Annotated in this window: 15 protein-coding genes and 1 pseudogene; 10 read left to right on the forward strand and 6 right to left on the reverse strand. The window is 50.0% G+C overall.

Going from position 1 to position 17,063, the window contains the following annotated elements:
• The first annotated feature begins 24 nt into the window (after positions 1 to 24).
• From ACTL32_RS16330 to pepT, 3 genes are all read left to right on the forward strand, one after another.
• Positions 25 to 867, forward strand: coding sequence for a MetQ/NlpA family ABC transporter substrate-binding protein (locus tag ACTL32_RS16330; protein ID WP_204893542.1), 843 nt, complete (start codon positions 25 to 27; stop codon positions 865 to 867).
• Positions 868 to 886: 19 nt separating this feature from the next.
• Positions 887 to 2,086 carry a M20 family metallopeptidase gene (locus tag ACTL32_RS16335; RefSeq protein ID WP_441342463.1) on the forward strand — a complete coding sequence of 400 codons (1,200 nt, stop codon included), beginning with the start codon at positions 887 to 889 and terminating at the stop codon, positions 2,084 to 2,086.
• A 243-nt stretch (positions 2,087 to 2,329) separates the two neighbouring features.
• The gene (gene pepT, locus ACTL32_RS16340) at positions 2,330 to 3,553 is read left to right on the forward strand and encodes a peptidase T (protein WP_441342464.1); all 1,224 of its coding nucleotides are present in this window, start codon (positions 2,330 to 2,332) and stop codon (positions 3,551 to 3,553) included.
• Positions 3,554 to 4,024: 471 nt separating this feature from the next.
• Here pepT and ACTL32_RS16345 read toward each other — a convergent pair whose 3' ends face one another.
• Positions 4,025 to 5,044, reverse strand: a complete 1,020-nt coding sequence (locus tag ACTL32_RS16345; protein ID WP_441342465.1) for an STAS domain-containing protein — start codon at positions 5,042 to 5,044, stop codon at positions 4,025 to 4,027.
• Positions 5,045 to 5,222: 178 nt separating this feature from the next.
• Here ACTL32_RS16345 and ACTL32_RS16350 point away from each other — a divergent pair, with 178 nt between their 5' ends.
• The 3 genes from ACTL32_RS16350 (at position 5,223) to ACTL32_RS16360 (ending at position 6,952) form a co-directional block, all read left to right on the forward strand.
• Positions 5,223 to 5,450, forward strand: coding sequence for a hypothetical protein (locus ACTL32_RS16350; protein ID WP_441342466.1), 228 nt, complete (start codon positions 5,223 to 5,225; stop codon positions 5,448 to 5,450).
• A 96-nt stretch (positions 5,451 to 5,546) separates the two neighbouring features.
• Positions 5,547 to 6,440 carry an EamA family transporter gene (locus ACTL32_RS16355; protein WP_441342467.1) on the forward strand — a complete coding sequence of 298 codons (894 nt, stop codon included), beginning with the start codon at positions 5,547 to 5,549 and terminating at the stop codon, positions 6,438 to 6,440.
• Between the two features lie 89 nt (positions 6,441 to 6,529).
• Entirely contained in the window at positions 6,530 to 6,952 is a 423-nt protein-coding gene (locus ACTL32_RS16360; RefSeq protein ID WP_204893548.1) for a pyridoxamine 5'-phosphate oxidase family protein, read from the forward strand.
• A 32-nt stretch (positions 6,953 to 6,984) separates the two neighbouring features.
• Here ACTL32_RS16360 and ACTL32_RS16365 read toward each other — a convergent pair whose 3' ends face one another.
• Positions 6,985 to 7,419, reverse strand: a complete 435-nt coding sequence (locus ACTL32_RS16365) for an RrF2 family transcriptional regulator (RefSeq protein WP_441342468.1) — start codon at positions 7,417 to 7,419, stop codon at positions 6,985 to 6,987.
• Positions 7,420 to 7,520: 101 nt separating this feature from the next.
• On the opposite strand from ACTL32_RS16365, the pseudogene hmpA (ACTL32_RS16370) reads away from it, so the two are divergent.
• Positions 7,521 to 8,695, forward strand: a pseudogene (gene hmpA, locus ACTL32_RS16370) (NO-inducible flavohemoprotein).
• A 234-nt stretch (positions 8,696 to 8,929) separates the two neighbouring features.
• Positions 8,930 to 10,111 (forward strand): NO-inducible flavohemoprotein, encoded by a 1,182-nt coding sequence (gene hmpA, locus ACTL32_RS16375; protein ID WP_441342469.1) that lies wholly within the window; start codon positions 8,930 to 8,932, stop codon positions 10,109 to 10,111.
• Between the two features lie 797 nt (positions 10,112 to 10,908).
• Here hmpA (ACTL32_RS16375) and ACTL32_RS16380 read toward each other — a convergent pair.
• Positions 10,909 to 11,289 carry a VOC family protein gene (locus ACTL32_RS16380; protein WP_441342470.1) on the reverse strand — a complete coding sequence of 127 codons (381 nt, stop codon included), beginning with the start codon at positions 11,287 to 11,289 and terminating at the stop codon, positions 10,909 to 10,911.
• Between the two features lie 105 nt (positions 11,290 to 11,394).
• Here ACTL32_RS16380 and ACTL32_RS16385 point away from each other — a divergent pair, with 105 nt between their 5' ends.
• A complete protein-coding gene (locus ACTL32_RS16385) occupies positions 11,395 to 12,075 on the forward strand; it encodes a hypothetical protein (protein WP_441342472.1) in 681 nt (226 codons plus the stop codon).
• Between the two features lie 36 nt (positions 12,076 to 12,111).
• On the opposite strand, the gene ACTL32_RS16390 is transcribed toward ACTL32_RS16385, so the two are convergent.
• Positions 12,112 to 12,984 carry a VLRF1 family aeRF1-type release factor gene (locus ACTL32_RS16390; protein ID WP_441342473.1) on the reverse strand — a complete coding sequence of 291 codons (873 nt, stop codon included), beginning with the start codon at positions 12,982 to 12,984 and terminating at the stop codon, positions 12,112 to 12,114.
• 159 nt (positions 12,985 to 13,143) lie between these two features.
• Between ACTL32_RS16390 and ACTL32_RS16395 the strand changes: the two genes are divergently transcribed.
• A complete protein-coding gene (locus tag ACTL32_RS16395; RefSeq protein WP_204891183.1) occupies positions 13,144 to 13,455 on the forward strand; it encodes a DUF3243 domain-containing protein in 312 nt (103 codons plus the stop codon).
• A gap of 17 nt (positions 13,456 to 13,472) precedes the next feature.
• Here ACTL32_RS16395 and ACTL32_RS16400 read toward each other — a convergent pair whose 3' ends face one another.
• Positions 13,473 to 14,741: an MDR family MFS transporter gene (locus ACTL32_RS16400; RefSeq protein ID WP_441342474.1), complete on the reverse strand. Its 1,269-nt coding sequence runs from the start codon at positions 14,739 to 14,741 to the stop codon at positions 13,473 to 13,475.
• Between the two features lie 44 nt (positions 14,742 to 14,785).
• Entirely contained in the window at positions 14,786 to 16,912 is a 2,127-nt protein-coding gene (locus ACTL32_RS16405; protein ID WP_441342475.1) for an ATP-dependent helicase, read from the reverse strand.
• Between the last annotated feature and the right edge of the window lie 151 nt (positions 16,913 to 17,063).

The raw sequence follows: 17,063 nt of genomic DNA on the forward strand, positions 1-17,063 counted from the left end.
ACTAATCTATTGGAGGAATACATCATGAAAAAACTTTCATCTCTTTTATTGCTGGCCATCCTGGCTTTGGTCTTAGCCGCCTGCGGAGGCGGAGACGACAGCGAAGGCGCTGACGGCAACCGCAAAATCACGCTTGGAATCAGCGGCTCGGATACAACCATCTGGGATTACATCGCGGACAAAGCCGAAAAAGAAGGCATCGACCTTGAAATCGTCACTTTCTCGGATTATGTAGCACCGAATATCGCACTTGCTGAAGGCGAACTCGATTTGAACGCTTTCCAGACCATCTCCTATTTTGATGAGTTTGTCGCCGAGCACAATATCGACATCGTTCCGATCGGCTCAACGGTCATTGCACCAATGGGCCTCTACTCCGAGAAATACGAATCCATCGAAGAACTTCCGGACGGTGCACAAATCGCGCTGCCGAACGAAGCGACAAACATGGGCCGCGGATTGCTTCTTCTCCAGGAAGCCGGTTTGATCAAATTGTCCGACGATGCAGGATTGACGGGCACTGCGGAAGATATCATTGAAAACCCGAAAAACATTGAACTTGTGCCGATGATTTCCGGCCAGACGCCGCGTGCAATGCCGGACGTTGCAGCATCCATCATCAATAACGGCATTGCGGTCGACGCCGGCCTAAATCCGACGGAAGATCCGATTGCCCGTGAAAGCGATACGGCAAAACCTTATATCAACCTGATCGCCGCCAGCGCTGAAAATGCCGACGATCCGGATTACCAGAAAATCGTAGAACTTTACCAGCAGGAAGACACAGCCGACTTTATCGTTGAGCATACGAAAGGCGCCCAGATTCCGACATTCGTTCCTGTCGAGGAGCTGGTCGACTACCAATAAACCGCAAGGAGGAATTTCAATGACATCAATCAAAGAAGCAGCCTTGACCATTTCACAGTCCATCGACGCCAAACGAAGCGAGTATATCGCAACAAGCCAGGCCATCCATGCCAAGCCGGAAATCGGCAACGAAGAGGTTTTTGCCAGCGCCACACTCGTCGAATTGCTTGAAGACGCGGGATTCGCCGTTGAGACCGGCGTCGCCGGACACGAAACAGCGTTTTATGCCAGCAAGGAAAGTTCGCTGCCGGGTCCGACAATCGCTTATCTTGCCGAATACGATGCGCTGCCGGGACTTGGCCATGCTTGCGGCCACAATATCATCGGCACGACCAGCGTCGCTGCTGCGATTGCCCTGTCTGAAACGTTCTCCACGACCGGCGGACGGGTAATCGTGCTCGGTACGCCCGCTGAAGAAGGCGGACCGAACGGCAGCGCGAAAGGAAGTTTCGTCAAGCATGGCCTGCTCGAAGGCATCGATGCCGCATTGATGATCCACCCTTCCGGCCGCTCCGCCGTCACAACTCCCTCACTGGCAGTGGATCCGCTGGAATTCCATTTCTACGGCAAGCCGGCGCATGCGGCAGGATCGCCTGAAGAAGGCATCAACGCGCTTGATGCGGTGCTTCAGCTTTTCAACAGCATCAATGCTCTCCGCCAGCAATTGCCTTCCGATGCCCGAGTTCATGGCATCATTACCCACGGTGGCGATGCACCGAACATCATCCCGGAATATGCATCGGCACGTTTCTATATCCGCGGCGATTCGTGGAAAAAAGCGTCCGACACTTCCGCTAAAATCCGCAACATCGCGGAAGGCGCTGCACTGGCGACCGGCACGACCGTGAAAATCGTCCGCTTCCAGAACGAAGTGCAGGACCTGGTGGTCACGCCGGCTCTGGATGCCATCGTCCGCAGCGAACTCGAAGCCGTCGGCGAGGAAGTGGCGGATTCGCGCAACACCGGAATCGGCTCGACGGACGCAGGCAACATCAGCTACGTGGTCCCGACCGCCCATCCATACATCAAAATCGGGCCGGACGATCTGGTAGGCCATACCGCCGAGTTCCGGGAATCCGCAAAATCCGAACGCGGCAATGAAGCCTTGATCCGCGGCGCAAAAGCGCTTGCGAACACCGGCTACCGGCTGTTGACTGAAGCGGCTTTGCTCGAAGAAGTGAAAGCGGCCCACGCACAGTCGCTGGCTGCGAAAATCTAATCTAAACGAATGAAAGGCAGCCAATTGTGGCTGCCTTTTTTGTGTGGAATCGTATTTCCGGGTTCGTTGTGCATATTTTAACTTTTGCTGAGCATATTTTAACTTTCGCTGTGCGTATTTTAACCTTCATTGAGCGTATTTCTTTCTCCATCGTCTCCTGCCCCAACTTGGCGCTGTCGAATTGCCAAAATTCCCGCTTTTCGTGCTAAAATGAAACGAATACATATTCCAGGAGGTCCATACATGATTGAAACATTGATCGAGCGCTTGGTGCGCTATGCAAAAATCGATACACAATCCGATTCTGAAAGCACTGAAACCCCTTCTACGCCCGGACAATGGGATCTTTTGAAGGAACTTGAAAAAGAAATGAATGCCATCGGGCTTGAAGACGTCGGCATGGATGCCCACGGATACCTTTTCGGCACACTGCCTGCCAATACCGATAAGCAAGTCCCGGTTGTCGGCTTCCTTGCCCACGTTGATACTGCTACAGATTTCACCGGCAAAAACGTCAACCCGCAGCGCATCGACAATTATGACGGCAATGACATTGAATTGAACGAATTGGTTTCCATGAAAACCGTTGATTTCCCGGATCTGAAAAATTACGTCGGCCACACTCTGATTACGACTGACGGCACGACATTGCTCGGCGCTGACAATAAAGCCGGCATCGCCGAAATCATGACCGCTATGGAATACCTGATGCAGCATCCCGAAATCAAGCATGGCAAGATCCGTGTAGCATTTACGCCGGATGAGGAAATCGGCCGCGGCCCGCATAAATTCGATGTAGAGCGCTTCGGTGCCGACTTTGCTTACACGATGGACGGCGGCCCGCTCGGCGAACTGCAGTATGAAAGCTTCAACGCGGCGAGCGGCAAACTGACGGTCCAAGGGACAAGCGTCCATCCCGGATCTGCAAAAGACAAAATGGTCAATGCCCAGACTGTAGCCATCCGCTTCCAGGAAGAGATGCCGAAAAATGAAGTGCCTGAACGGACCGAAGGCTATGAAGGGTTTATTCACCTCAATAGTTTCAAAGGCGATGTTGAAGGAGCGGTGCTTTCGTACATCATCCGCGATTTCGACAAAGACGCTTTCGAGTCGAAAAAGCAGCTGATGCGCGATACTGCCGCCAAACTTCAGGCACAGTACGGAGAGGATGCCGTTCAACTGGAGCTTGAAGACCAATATTACAATATGCGCGAAAAGATCGAACCGGTCATGGAAATCGTCGATGCTGCTGAAACGGCGATGAAAACACTCGGCATCCAGCCGAATATTGTGCCCGTGCGCGGCGGTACGGACGGTTCGCAATTATCGTATATGGGATTGCCGACGCCGAACATCTTTACCGGCGGCGAAAACTATCACGGCAAATACGAATTCATCTCCGTCGAAAACATGGAAAAAGCCACACAAGTCATTGTAGAAATCGTCAAATCGATGGAACAAAAATAAGCGCCCGCAGGCGCTTTAAACTGTAGACAAATTCTAATTTGAATGAATAGAGAGGCATAAGCCCGACCGGGCTGGCCACTTCGCTTTCCATGGGCTCGGCTTCAGTCTCCTCGTCACTGCGTTCCTGCGGGGCCTTCAGCTCGAGTCGCTTCGCTGCTCCCACAGGAGTCTCGTGGCCAGACCGGTCGGGAGCTTCACCTGTATCTAATAGATGAGATAAGAATACTAATCCTGCTGGGAACAAGCCGCTGGCTTCAGGATCCGCAACGGAAGGCGGCGTCTCCTGCGGGATAGCGAAGTGCCGAAATCCACTCGGACGCCAGTCCGAGTTAGTTCGGCGCGAGCCCGCGGAAAGCGTCCGCCTGAAGTGGAGGATTCAACACAGCTTCCATTAGTTTTATTCATCTAATTGAAAAATTATTCTTCTGTCTACAAGCTCTAAGAGTGCCCGCGGGCGCTTTATTTTTTTGCCTAGACGATTGTCCGCCCATTTTGCGCGAGTGCATAATGGATGCCGTGCTGCAGCGTCTGGAAGCATTCGAACTTTGAGAGGTTCAGGCCGGTCTCCGAAATGACCATGCTCATCTGCGGGGAAATGCCGACAAGGACTGTCTTGCTGCCGATGAGGGATGCAGTAGAGCCAAGCTTGTCAATCAGGCTTGCCGCATGATGGGTGAATTTCGCGTTCAATCCGGTCAGGTCCAGGATGAGATAGGTCGCTTTGTATTTCGGCAGGTTCTGCAAGGTTTTCACGAGCAGTTCTTCTGCACGGGCTTCATCGTATGTTCCAAGAAGCGGCACGACCACGATGTCATTCAGGACAGGAATAATCGGTGATGAGATTTCGCGGATCAGTTCATTCAGTTCCGCAGTTTTCCCTTCGACCAGCTGTTCAAGCCGGCTGATCTGCTCCGCTTCCTTGGTGCGAGCCAGCCGGTGAATGTTTTCTTGAATGTTTTCTTCTGACGGGAAATATTCGATGACCGACTCTTCGAAGCCTTCGATTTGATGGTGTACCACCTTGAACCAGATGTTGCGTCCGAAAAGCTCGGTGAATATTCCCGCATAATGCGCCGGCAGGAAACAGCCGCCGGTCTTCTTGCCCTGCGCCACATTGATCTTATGCTCCCAGCTGTCTTTCAAATGGACTTTCAGCGTCATCGCTTCTTCATCCATTTCCACGATGCGGGCAAGGCCCCATCCAGCTGATGCATATGTATTGGTAATCAGTCCTGATGCTTCACTGATGCTGACGTTCTTCATGCCGGAAAAGTATTGCCCGACTACCAGCCCCTGACGGAAACCTGTCGATTCCATCACCACATTCGCTGCATCTTGCCCTGATATTTCTTCTATTGTGTCAAAAAACATTTTCATCGCAGTGCCTGTCCAGAACAGGACGGCATCCTCCCCTTCAAACAGGAACCTGCCTTTTTCCATTTCCCATTCGAAGCTTAAGCCTCCTACGTTCACTGAAGGTTTTGTTTGCATTGTAAAACTCCTCTCGTCCATTGGTTCTATTTTATCATAAAGTTCGGCACTGCTTCCATTTCAGCGCTTCCCTTCCCTCCAAATCACATATATGTGCAACGGAAATCTCTTATTCATGTTTAAATCCGGCCAATAGAGGAATAAATAAATAACACATCAACAGAAAGAGGTGCTCACTATGCCGGACAAAAAACGGTTGGATGAAGAACGCGAAAAACGGACAGGAGTCCCGATGGACAATCCTGAACAGATAAAGACAGACGACAAGACGATGCACGAAATGTTCAAAGAGGAACAGACAGTCGATGCCATTCCGTTAGAGGATCAGAAGCAGAACATGAAAGACGAAGAAAACAAGCGCGCCACAAAGGATAGTTCCGGCAGCGAAGAAATCTATCCCGATTAATGGGCAGAATACATCCATTTTTCTGAAGAACAGCATGGCGGCCGCCATGCTGTTTTTTTATGATATGATTCTCCTTGGAATAGGAGTTGCTCGAAAATGAAAAATTGGATCTACCCGGTCATGGTCGTCGTAGCGGCAAGCAGTTACGGAATTCTCTCCACCATCATCAAAGTGGCGATGGGAAACGGATTCACTGCAGCCGAAGCGGTCACCAGCCAATATTTTGTAGGGTTTGCACTCGCTGCCCTCTTGCTCATCATCACCCAACGGAAAATCCCCCGCCTGCACGGCTGGAAAACCTTGGTGCTGTCCGGTTGTTTTACGGCAGCGACCGGAACAGTCTACGGCCAATCGCTTGAATACCTCCCCGCTTCCTTAGCGGTCGTCTTGCTGTTCCAATTCACTTGGATCGGCATGTTCCTTGATTGCATCGTCCGCCGCAGATGGCTTAAACGCACGGAAGGAATTTCTCTGATTCTATTGTTCGGCGGGACCTTGCTTGCCGCCGGAGTCATCGACGCCGATCTGAGCAGCATCGCATGGCAAGGTTGGGCTTGGGGAATCGGAGCGGCATTCTGCTTCTCCGCCTTCATGTTCGTCAATGGCAAGAAAGTTGAAGGGATGGATACCTCAACCCGGCTCTTTTATGTTTCTCTTTTTGCCGCCATCGCCGTCGGTCTGGTCCAGACGCCTGAAATCGTCTGGAATGGCCAATTATTCTCCGAAGGCTTATGGATTTATGGACTGCTGCTCGGCATATTCGGAATCGTCCTGCCGATCTATTTCTTCTCAATCGCGGTGCCCCATACCGGTTCAGGGCTCGCTTCCATATTGAGCGCCATGGAATTGCCGGTCGCCATACTCGCGTCAGTCCTGATTCTGGGTGAAGCGCTGACGCCGCTTCAAATCGTCGGAATCGGCGTCATTTTGTTCGGCATGGTCTTGCCAAGCGCGTTCGACCGCACCCCGAAAGCTGTTAAAACTGTTTGACCAGCCCGCGCTTCGCGGGCTTTTTTATGTTTAGCATAGGGCGAAAAAGGAATAACAGGACTAATACAACTTTTAAAGGAGTGGAAAAAATGAATCAATCTGAATTGAAGCAGCAAGCATTGAACATTTTAGATAACAGCCTGGTGGGAGTATTGTCGACTATCAAGGACAACAAGCCGCACTCCCGCTATATGACGTTTTTCAACGATGAATTCACTTTATATACGCCTACGAGCAAAAAGACGCAAAAAGTCGATGAGCTCCAAAACAATCCGAATGCCCATATTCTCCTTGGCTACGAAGGAGAAGGCGTTGGGGATGCGTTCCTGGAAATCGAAGGCCGGATGGGCGTCCATGAGGAACAAGGCATGATCGATAAAGTATGGAACGACCGTCTGAAAGGCTGGTTCACTGGTCCGGACGATCCGAACCTGGTCATTCTTGCTATCAAACCGGATCGGGTGCGCTTGATCAATAAAAAAGGCGAAGAGCCACAGTCGATTGAACTGTAAAAGAAAAAACGGCTCGAGGAATCGGGCCGTTTTTACGTATTCAATATTTCGCGAAGGCCTTCCCGGTTGAACAGCAGGTCCTCCAATGTATATTCGTCCAGCACAGCCAGGTAGGCATGGAGCGCCTTGCCCAACACGCCGCGCAGCCCGCAAACTGGGGCAATCGGACAGCGGTTATGTTCCTGGTCAAAGCACTCGACGAGATGGAAATCGTCCTCCATGCGGCGGACAACGGTCCCGACGTTGATGTTCTGCGGCAGATCGGCGAGGCGGATGCCGCCGCCGCGGCCGCGCACGGTATGGATGAACCCTGCCTTACCGAGCTCGAAGGTCACTTTCATCAAATGGTTTTTGGAAATGTTATAGGAATCGGAAATCTCCTGAATCGTGGACAGCTTTCCGTCTTGTTTGGCTCCCAAGTACAGCAATACACGCAGCGAATAGTCGGTATACATGGTCAATCTCACTTTTTTCACCTTCCTGTCCCTTCATTATACCGGGTAATGGAATTGCATAAAAGGAATTGGCGCTGAAGCGCCCGCAACCAGCTGAAAAGAAGAGGATCCAGATGTTGTCAGAAGAAACACGGACCATCATCAAATCCACTGCCCCCGTCCTTGAAGAGCATGGCGTCGTAATCATTATCCGTTTTTACAGCCGCATGTTCGAGGAACATCCCGAACTGCTGAACATTTTCAACCATGCCAACCAAGCCCAGGGCCGCCAGCAGACGGCATTGGCGAAAACCGTCTACGCGGCCGCCGTCCACATTGATAACTTGGAAGAAATCATGCCCGCTGTTGTCCAAATTGCACATAAGCACGTCAGTTTGGGCGTAAAGCCCGAGCATTATCCGATTGTCGGCGCTCACCTGCTGCTGGCAATGAAAGAAGTGCTGGGCGATGCGGCGACGGATGAAATCATCCAAGCCTGGTCCGACGCTTACGGCGTCATTGCAGATGCGTTCATCAGGGTTGAAAAGAGCATGTACCAGAGCACCGCAAACCAGGAGAACGGCTGGAATTACTTCAAGGACTTTGTCATCGCCCGCAAAGTGAAAGAAAGCGACGTCATCACTTCTTTTTACTTGAAACCGGCAGACGGGGCCAATGTGCCGACCTATATTCCCGGCCACTATATTTCCGTCCGCTTTTACATTCCGGGCGACTCTTATACGTTTATCCGCCAGTACAGCCTTTCCTAGCATCCAGACCGGATGAATTCCGGATTTCGGTCTAGCGGGAAGCGGACAATGACCCGAACGGCGTCGTTTCAATCTACCTGCATGAAAAGGTGAAAGAAGGTGAACGCCTCGAAGTGAGTGCGCCTGCCGGCGTATTTGTCTTGGATGCTTCTAAAACATCCCCTGTCGCCTTTCTCAGCGGCGGCGGCATTACGCCAATGATGAGCATGTTCGAAACTGTGGCTACTTCTACACCGGAGCGTCCGACTGCGTTCCTTCCCGGAGCACGGAACCGCGGCCAGCATGCTTTCGATGAAGATGTCCTCAGCCTTGTTGAAAAAATGGAGAACGCTTCATACAAAACCGTCTATTCCGATGAAGAGAACGGATTTATCACCCGGGACATGCTGGAACAATACGTTGATCCGCAAGGAGAAGCCTATGTCTGCGGCCCTGTGCCTTTCATGGTCGCCATACGCGAACTGCGCAATATCGGCATGGACAACAGCCAGATCCATTATGAATTCTTCGGTCCCGCAATGGAAATCCCGAACAATTGATGAATCCTTTTCACTCGCGATAAAACTTTTATGGCAAAGCCGGATGTGTTTTACTCCATCTTATCTTTGCCCGATTCCCTTGCCAGACCCAGGCTTACAGCGCCTGGGTCTTTTTTATGTGACTTTTCTGTGAAGACAAATGTGTACAAAATATTAAAGAAGTATTTTATATATATCTTTAAAACTTCAACGGGTTTATAGTCGAACTATAGAAAATAAAAGGAGAGATTGACTATGTTATCACAAGAAACAAGATCAATTATCAAATCCACTGTACCCGTTTTAGCAGAACACGGAACGGCCATCACTACTGTCTTTTACAAGAATATGTTTGAAGCGCATCCTGAACTTTTAAATATCTTTAATCATGCAAACCAGAAAAAAGGGCGCCAGCAGGCAGCACTTGCTAATACGGTCTATGCAGCGGCAGTCCATATCGATAACCTGGAAGCCATCTTGCCGGCAGTTGTCCAGATTGCCAATAAACACGTAAGCCTTGGCGTCAAAGCCGAACATTACCCGATTGTCGGTGAGTTTCTTTTGAGAGCGATCAAAGAAGTTCTCGGCGATTCAGCGACGGATGAGATCATCAACGCTTGGGCCGAAGCTTACGGCGTCATTGCCGATGCGTTTATCGGTGTAGAAAACAACATGTACGAACAAGCGGAAAACCAGGAAAACGGCTGGAAATTCTTCAAGGATTTTGTGGTTGCCCGCAAAGTCAAAGAAAGCCAAAACATCACTTCGTTCTATTTGAAACCGGCTGACGGATCCAATGTTCCAACTTACCAGCCTGGCCAGTACATCTCCGTGCGCTTGTCCATTCCAGGAGAGAAATACTTGTTCAACCGCCAGTACAGCTTGTCACAGGCTGCAAAAGCCGACGAGTTCCGCATCTCGGTGAAACGGGAAGCCGACAACGATCCGAACGGGCGTGTATCCGTCTACCTTCACGAAGAAGTCAATGAAGGCGACAAGATCGAAGTGAGTGCACCAGCAGGCGAATTCGTTCTTGATGCTGTTAAGACTTCACCGGTGGCATTTGTCAGCGGCGGCGTCGGCATCACACCGATGATGAGCATGTTCGAAACGGTTGCAACCCTTACTCCTCAACGCCCGACTGCTTTCTTGCACGCAGCGCGGAATGAATTGTTCCACGCTTTCGACCAGGATATCCAGAAGTACACAGCGTCGATGGAAAATGCAGCTTATAAAACTTTGTATTCCGATCAGCCAAACGGCTATATTACCCGTGAAGTGCTCCAGGAAATGGTCGATGTGACCGGCGACGTCTATGTCTGCGGACCGGTGCCGTTCATGGAAGCGATGATCCAGGAATTACGCGCACTCGGCATGACAGAAGAACAGATTCATTTCGAATTCTTCGGCCCAGCTGTCGCTCTTCAAACTGTTTAATTGAATTAGAAAGGCTGTCCGCTAAAAAATGCAGACAGCCTTTTTAGCTTGTTGAAAAAGCTATAAAATACTTGTCTCTTAATCGATATTCCGCAAAACAGCTTCGTAAAACCCCTGTGCTCCTGCGTGCTATGCGCTCGTCGCAAAGAGATGGCTCTAACTTCCTTAGAGCCATCTCTTTGCCGCGGGCGAGCGCCAAGCCTCCTCAGTCGCTTCGCTCCCTGCGGGGTCTCGGCTGTCTCGCTTTCCCGCAGGCAAGTACCGGCCAAACAGCATTTGGCCGGTACTTTGCGACGAAGCGCTTAGCGCTGCAAAGTTTTTTCATGTCCCGAAGCTAGCGCAGCGATGCAGGGACAGGAGCAGTACGGTTTTCTCCTCTGTTTTGCTCCATATCTCAGATAGCACTGTTAAAACGGATAGAGTTATCAGCTTTTTTAGAACGAAACCAGCGCCGGCGCGTCAATGGGCTAGGCGAAGCTATGAGACGGGTGTCTTTTTCCGGCTCATGGCGAAAGCCAAAGAGGTGCACAAAAGTTTTTGGGCACCTCTTTTGCGACGAGCTTGCGCAGGAGCAATCGTCTTTGCCCTTCCCAAAGCGGCCGAAGCGAGGTGAAAAATTCATTTTTTATTAACTTGTCTAAAGAAGGCTTCTCGACAGCCTTTTCTGTTTTTCATTTACTTGCGGCATTTTAAGTTTACTTGCAGTATCTAGCCGGTTACTTGCAGTAAACGCCGTTTTACTTGCAGTATTCGGGATTTACTTGCAGCAAATCCATACCCGTTCTATAGGAGTTGCCTCACCTTCCAGAGAACCCTTCCTTCAAAAACTCCAGCCGATTGCCGAACGGATCCGAGACGAAAAAGCGGGAACTGCCCAGGATGCTGGTATCGTTCTTCACTTCAATGCCGCGCGCTCCAAGCGCTTCTTGAAGCTCGTCAAATCCTTTGACGACAAATGCCGGATGCGCTTTCCGGGCAGCCGCGAACGGTTCCTCCACCCCGATATGAAGCTGGGAATTGCCGAATTCGAACCATACGCCCCCTCTGCCTCTCAGTGGCTCCGGCTTCTCCACTTCCGCCAATCCGAGAACCTCTCCGTAAAAGCGGCGCGCCTCTTCTTCGCACCCTTTCGGCGCGGCTACTTGCACATGATCTAATTTTTCGATTCTAAATCCCATTTCGTTTCCCCCTGCTGCTAAATTTTCCCTCTTTGTATTTGTTCTCTATTGCGCTTTGCAAATCCTTTTCCGTTCCCGTAGCATATTAGAAAAGGAGTGACCCCAATGACGTTTCCACAGCAATTGAAATATGCACTCGCTTCCCAGTCCGTTGCAGTCGACCGGCCCCCTGAACAACCGCTGACCCTTAAAATGAATAAAATGATCGAAGAGCTCAAAGACTGGGCCGGCACCGGCAATCCCGGCGTCGCAGTTTCGTATTTCTTCCGGCAGTATGCCCTTTTCGTCTCTGCCCAGTTTGATTTGATTATGCGTCAGAACGCTTATTTCGCCTGCTCTTGGCAAGAGCTGAGATTTGAACGGGTACATAATTACGGCTTTAATTTGCTTCAAACTCATGTTGAATCCCGTACTTTCACGCAGTTCCAACCCCATGAGCGTTTTGCAGCCATGCACTTCGTCCTCATCGACCAAACAGAAAACCTGATTCAGGAATTCCGGAAACAAGTTAAAATTTCGCCCATCACCTTGTGGGAGAATGTGCTGGGCTCACTCCTGTGGTTTTATGCCAACCTGGAGCGCAGCAATCCCCGCAGAGCTGCTGAAGACATGGAATGGCTTCTGGATCCGGCAAACTGGCAGCCGGCAAGGACTTCTTATCTCCACAAACTGCTCGGAGATGCTTCTTTGTCCCACGCAGTTTCCGGCCCGCTCCGCAAAACCTGCTGCCTGTACAAGGAACTGCCAGGCTTCGCTACCTGTACATTCTGCCCCAATCCAAATTAAAAGCTCCGGCGCGATTCGCGCCGGAGCTTTCTCAATTTAAACTTCAAACACTTCATGGAGGATTTTTCCTGGATCATTATTGATCAAGTTCTTGTATACGCAATTCTTCGGTTTATCCTGCAGCGACTTGCAGAACGATTTGGCATGCTCCGCATCTCCGACTACATGAACTTCTTCCCATTTGCGCTCTTTTTTCAATTTCTCAATTTTGCCGCCCATGCTCTTATAGAAACGCTCCAGATTCTCTTTCAACCGGTGATCCAGCTCATCTGTCGGGCTGCCGCCGAACGTGCCGCCGATTACCGGACTGTTCCCCCCAGCACCGCCGCCGCCAACGGAACCTGCTCCAGGGCCGGATGTCCGGCCTTGCACACGCCCAGAGTTGCGCACGCCTTTTTGTTCCGTCCAAACCTCCAGGCCAGCATCGAATTCATAGAAAAGCTCCTCATTAATGATGCCCATCGATGTATCCAGCACACGGATCCCTTTCAGGCTCGGCATCACAATGCCGGCGTATGGATAAGCTTTATACATATACCGCAACTGGTCCAATTGCGGTGTTTCTTCCCAATAGAAGTTGTTCTTTACGGATATCTGTACATATCTGACCCACCAGAGGTTCTCAGTTGGGGAAGCAAATATGACGACCCCTTTTTGCAATTCACTTTGATGGTCGATAATTTCGCGCTCAACCTTCTTCTTCAATTCCCGGTAAGCATTGAGCTCTTTTTCGTTTTTCGAAGCAGTGAGGTATTCATCCAGCCGCTTCAAGCCGTTCTTTAAGTGGATTTTCCAAGCCCCGTTCTGGGCTTCTGAATCTGCAGGATTGGTATTCAGATATACGCTTAGTACACAGCGGTCTTCACATCGAAATGCTTTTAACTTCTGGATCTCATCGTATAGTATCATAAAATTCTCATCCTCCTTAAAATCCATGCTAGTGTATCCGTTCCCTTAAGACTTCTACGTTAAACTGTGCAATCCTTCTTTTTTAAGAATTCAGACGTTTAAAACTCGGTGAGTGAGGTAAACAAAGAATGCAATGAAAAATAAAGGAGAGTGTTAAAAGTGGAAAACGTAGACAAAAAAGTAGAAGATAAACTGAAGAATTTTGATGACGAGAAAAAAGAGGATATTCTGGCGAATTTCGAGAAATTCAAAAGCTATCTAGGTTCCAAAGTCGAAATCGGCGAAAAAATGGGCTTGAGCGAAGAACGTTTGGCTCAGATCACAGAAAAAGTTGCAGGCTACCTGGCGAAAAACGAAGATCCGAAAAACCGCGAGGAATATGTGCTGCAGGAATTATGGAAAGTCGGCGACAAAGAAGAACAGCACATGCTGGCTCACATGCTTCTAAAAATGGTCCGAAAAGATTCATAAACCAAAAACGCCTTCCCTTAATGGGAAGGCGTTTTTTCAAACAGCTCAAACATCCAATAATAGATCAAGCCGCTCACTGCCGCGAGAATTGCGAGTATTGTGAACGTCCATCCAAACCCGAACCATGCCGTCATCGGGATTGACATCGGTGCAATCATCCGGCCGATCGTGTAGCGCATGCTGGCTGCAGCAAAATACTGGCCACGCATTTCCTCGGGAGCCAATTTTGAAATGAAACTCTGCTGGACACCAACGACCATCAATTCAGCAAAAGTGAAAACCGCCATGGCTAAAACGAACATCCAGAACCAGTCGGTAATCGGAAAGAGCAGCATGGAAACGCCATACAGCATCGCTGACATGAAAAAGACCCATTTTTCACGAAATCTCGTCATCCATCTGGTAATGATGACAGTGAACAATGCTACCAGCAAACCGTTCTCTGATAACAGCACCCCAAAAGACGTCTCCCCTGTCACATTCCATTCATTTCCGAAAACAGAAGCCACGGTCTGCACGTCAATCGTTTCTTTCAAATAGACGGGAATCAAAAGATCCAGCTGCATGAAGGTTTGCGCCCCCAATATCCCTGCGATAACAAACAGCAGGAATAGCTTATCCTTGAATATCACGCCGTATTCCTTAACCTGTTTGGCGACCGCACCGGCGAAACCGGTGGAAACTTCCGCTTCCCATTTCTCTTTTACGCTCTCCGGCAAGGTTTCATTGGTGTAAAGCCGCAGCACCAATCCGAGCACCATCGAGATGACGGCTACAATGAGCAGCAGCTCGAACCGATAGGAGAAAAACAGTACGGCTCCGAAAAGCGGTCCGACTACAACAGCAATATTCAATGTCGTATAGAAAATGGCAAAAACATCGCTCCGGTATTTTTCCGGAATGACGTCGGCAATCATCGCCTGGCTTGCCGGCCAGTACAGCGACCCGCCCATCCCGGCAATTGTGAAGGCGATAAAGCCGAGCATCGGCGACTCAAGCCACGGCGAATTTGCGTAAGCGAACAGCAAGAACGCCAGGCCCTGGCCGAACGATGCAAAGACGAGCATTGTCCGCCGCCCGAACCTGTCAGCACAATAGCCGCCGACTAAGTTCGCCGCTACCGAGAATACTTGCGACACGACCAGCAGCAATCCGGCCGTGCTTTTTCCGAACTCCTCAGCAAAGTAAATTGCCAGGAACGGAAAGACCATCCAGTAACTTGTGTTCATGAAAAATTCGCCGATCAGGCGAACTTTTAAATTTCTATTCCAATCTCTAATTCTCATGTCCATTTCCCCGCGTTCTGTAAACTTCCCATTCCTTTTGCCGGCTATCCGATCACTTCCAGCAATTTATAGCTGAGGCATATGTCGATCATCAGCTCTTTTCGCTCTTTTACAAATTGGATGACAATGCGCTCATGGTCCCGTTCGATGATCTCTCCGGCTCCGAACACTCGGTGGCGGACTTTCGCGCCTTCCACCAGTTCATCGTCCGCCTGGACCGCATTCGGATTGTCCGGCACTTTCACTTTGATCGGTGTCTGTACTGCTGCCCGCTTCGGTTTCGGCTGGGTTCCAGCCGGCAGGATGATATCCCGGACTTCATCGACAAAACGGGAACCGCTGTCAAAGCTGATGAGCTCCAAGTGCTTTTTCGCCCGTGTCATGCCGACATAGAACAGCCGGCGGGCTTCTTCAAGCAAGTCTGGCTGCTCTGTGTCTTCTTCTGTCGGAATGACGCCTTCCACTAAATCGATCATGTAAACACGGTCAAATTCAAGCCCTTTCGAACTGTGGAATGTCGACAAGGTCAGCATGTCGTCCGTTTTTTCAGCTTTGGCATTTTGCGTGACTTGTTCGAGCTCCTTGAGCCGTTTTGCAAATGCCACCATATTATCAAGCGGTGCCGCAATCTGTTCAAGCGTTATAAGAATCTGTTCCAGGTATTGCAGGCGCATGCCAAACTTCTCCGCACGGCTGGCAAGCATCTGATCGTACCCTAAGTCCGCCCGGATCGTGCGGATCACTTTCAGCGGCTTCATATTGTTCAATGCACTGAACCATTTTTTCTGTTCTCCGAGAATTTTGATCTGGTAATCTTTCAAGGTCACGTTGAGATTGATTTCATCAAACGCATTTTTTTCTGTCGGCTTCATTCGGCTTAAACTTTTCAATTGGCTGCCGGACCAATAAGCATTGGTCTTCGATGCAATTTTCGCATAGATATCTACCCGCTCCGGCTTCAAGCTGAAGCGCATAAAGTTCAGCATATCTTCGACAATCCAATGCTGGAAAAAGCGGTTGTCGCCGTCTTTCATGTAAAAAGGAATGCCCAGGCGGTCCAATTCGCTCATCAGCAGCGTCGAAGAAGAATTATTGCGGTACAAAATCGCCACTTCCCCGAAATTGTCCAGTTTTTTCAATTCCTTCATGACGTATTGGAGCTGTGCGTCTTCTGAAACCAATCGCTTGATGACAATCGGGCTTCCTGCCGGCTCCTTGGTGAACATATTTTTGTCATGGCGTTTTTTATTCGCTTTGATGAAGATGTTGGCGGCGTCAACGATATTTTTCGTCGAGCGGTAATTGCGTTCCATCTTCATGACATAAGCATCGGGATAAACCGTCTTGAATTTCAAGAGATAGGTCGGTTCCGCCGCACGCCACGTGTAGATGGACTGGTCATCGTCCGCAACGACACAGAGGTTGTTGTGGCGCGCCACCAGCTTCTCGACGATGGCATGCTGGACCATGGAGGTATCCTGGCTTTCATCGGTCATCACGTAATCCCATCGCTGCTGGTATTTGGCAAGCAACTCCGGGTTTTTCTCCAATGCTTCGTTTGCCAATGACAGCATATCGTCGAAATCCACTAACCTGACGTCATAGTTCTCTTTGAATGCTTCATAGGTTTTCGCGATTTCAACTGCTCCGTCAAAAGGAGCGGCCAGCTTATGCCATCCTTCCCTCGGCGCCATTTTGTTTTTGATGAAGCTTATGAATGATGTCAATTCATCCAGCTGGTCATCGGTGATCGGCTCGCCGACTTCGGTTTCAAACATTTCACGGAGCAGGCGCTTTTTATGAAGCCCGTGGCTTTCGCTGCCTTCGATCATGACGTACCGGGAATCCGCGAAATATTCACGCGTAATCTGAAAAGCCAAGCTGTGGATGGTAGAGAAATCAACTGGTGCAAGTTTCGGAAAAAAACGCTTGTAGCGCTCCTGCATATCCAGGGCTGAGGCCTTGCTGAACGTGATTGCCTTGATGCGGCGCGGATCAACTTTCTTCTCTTCGATCAAATAGCCGATGCGCATGATCATCGTTGTCGTTTTGCCCGATCCCGGACAAGCCAGCAGGAGAAGGGGTCCTTCAGTGCGCTCGACTGCTTTGCGCTGTATTTTATTCAGCTCGACCCCAAGCTGTTTTTGTTTCCGCTCAAAAAAATTGCTCATACGACACGGCTCCTTCGCATTTTCAGTCCTTTTATTTTACCACAGAAATGCGAAGGATTCGCCGGCTTATGCCCCCGAGAATCTGGGCGCTGGAGACTGGACACTTAGAAAAGCGCAAGCGCCCCGGTAGATTCGACGGGCATAAGACGGA

The sequence above is a fragment of the Planococcus sp. FY231025 genome (assembly GCF_052078085.1).
Classification (GTDB): Bacteria; Bacillota; Bacilli; order Bacillales_A; family Planococcaceae; genus Planococcus.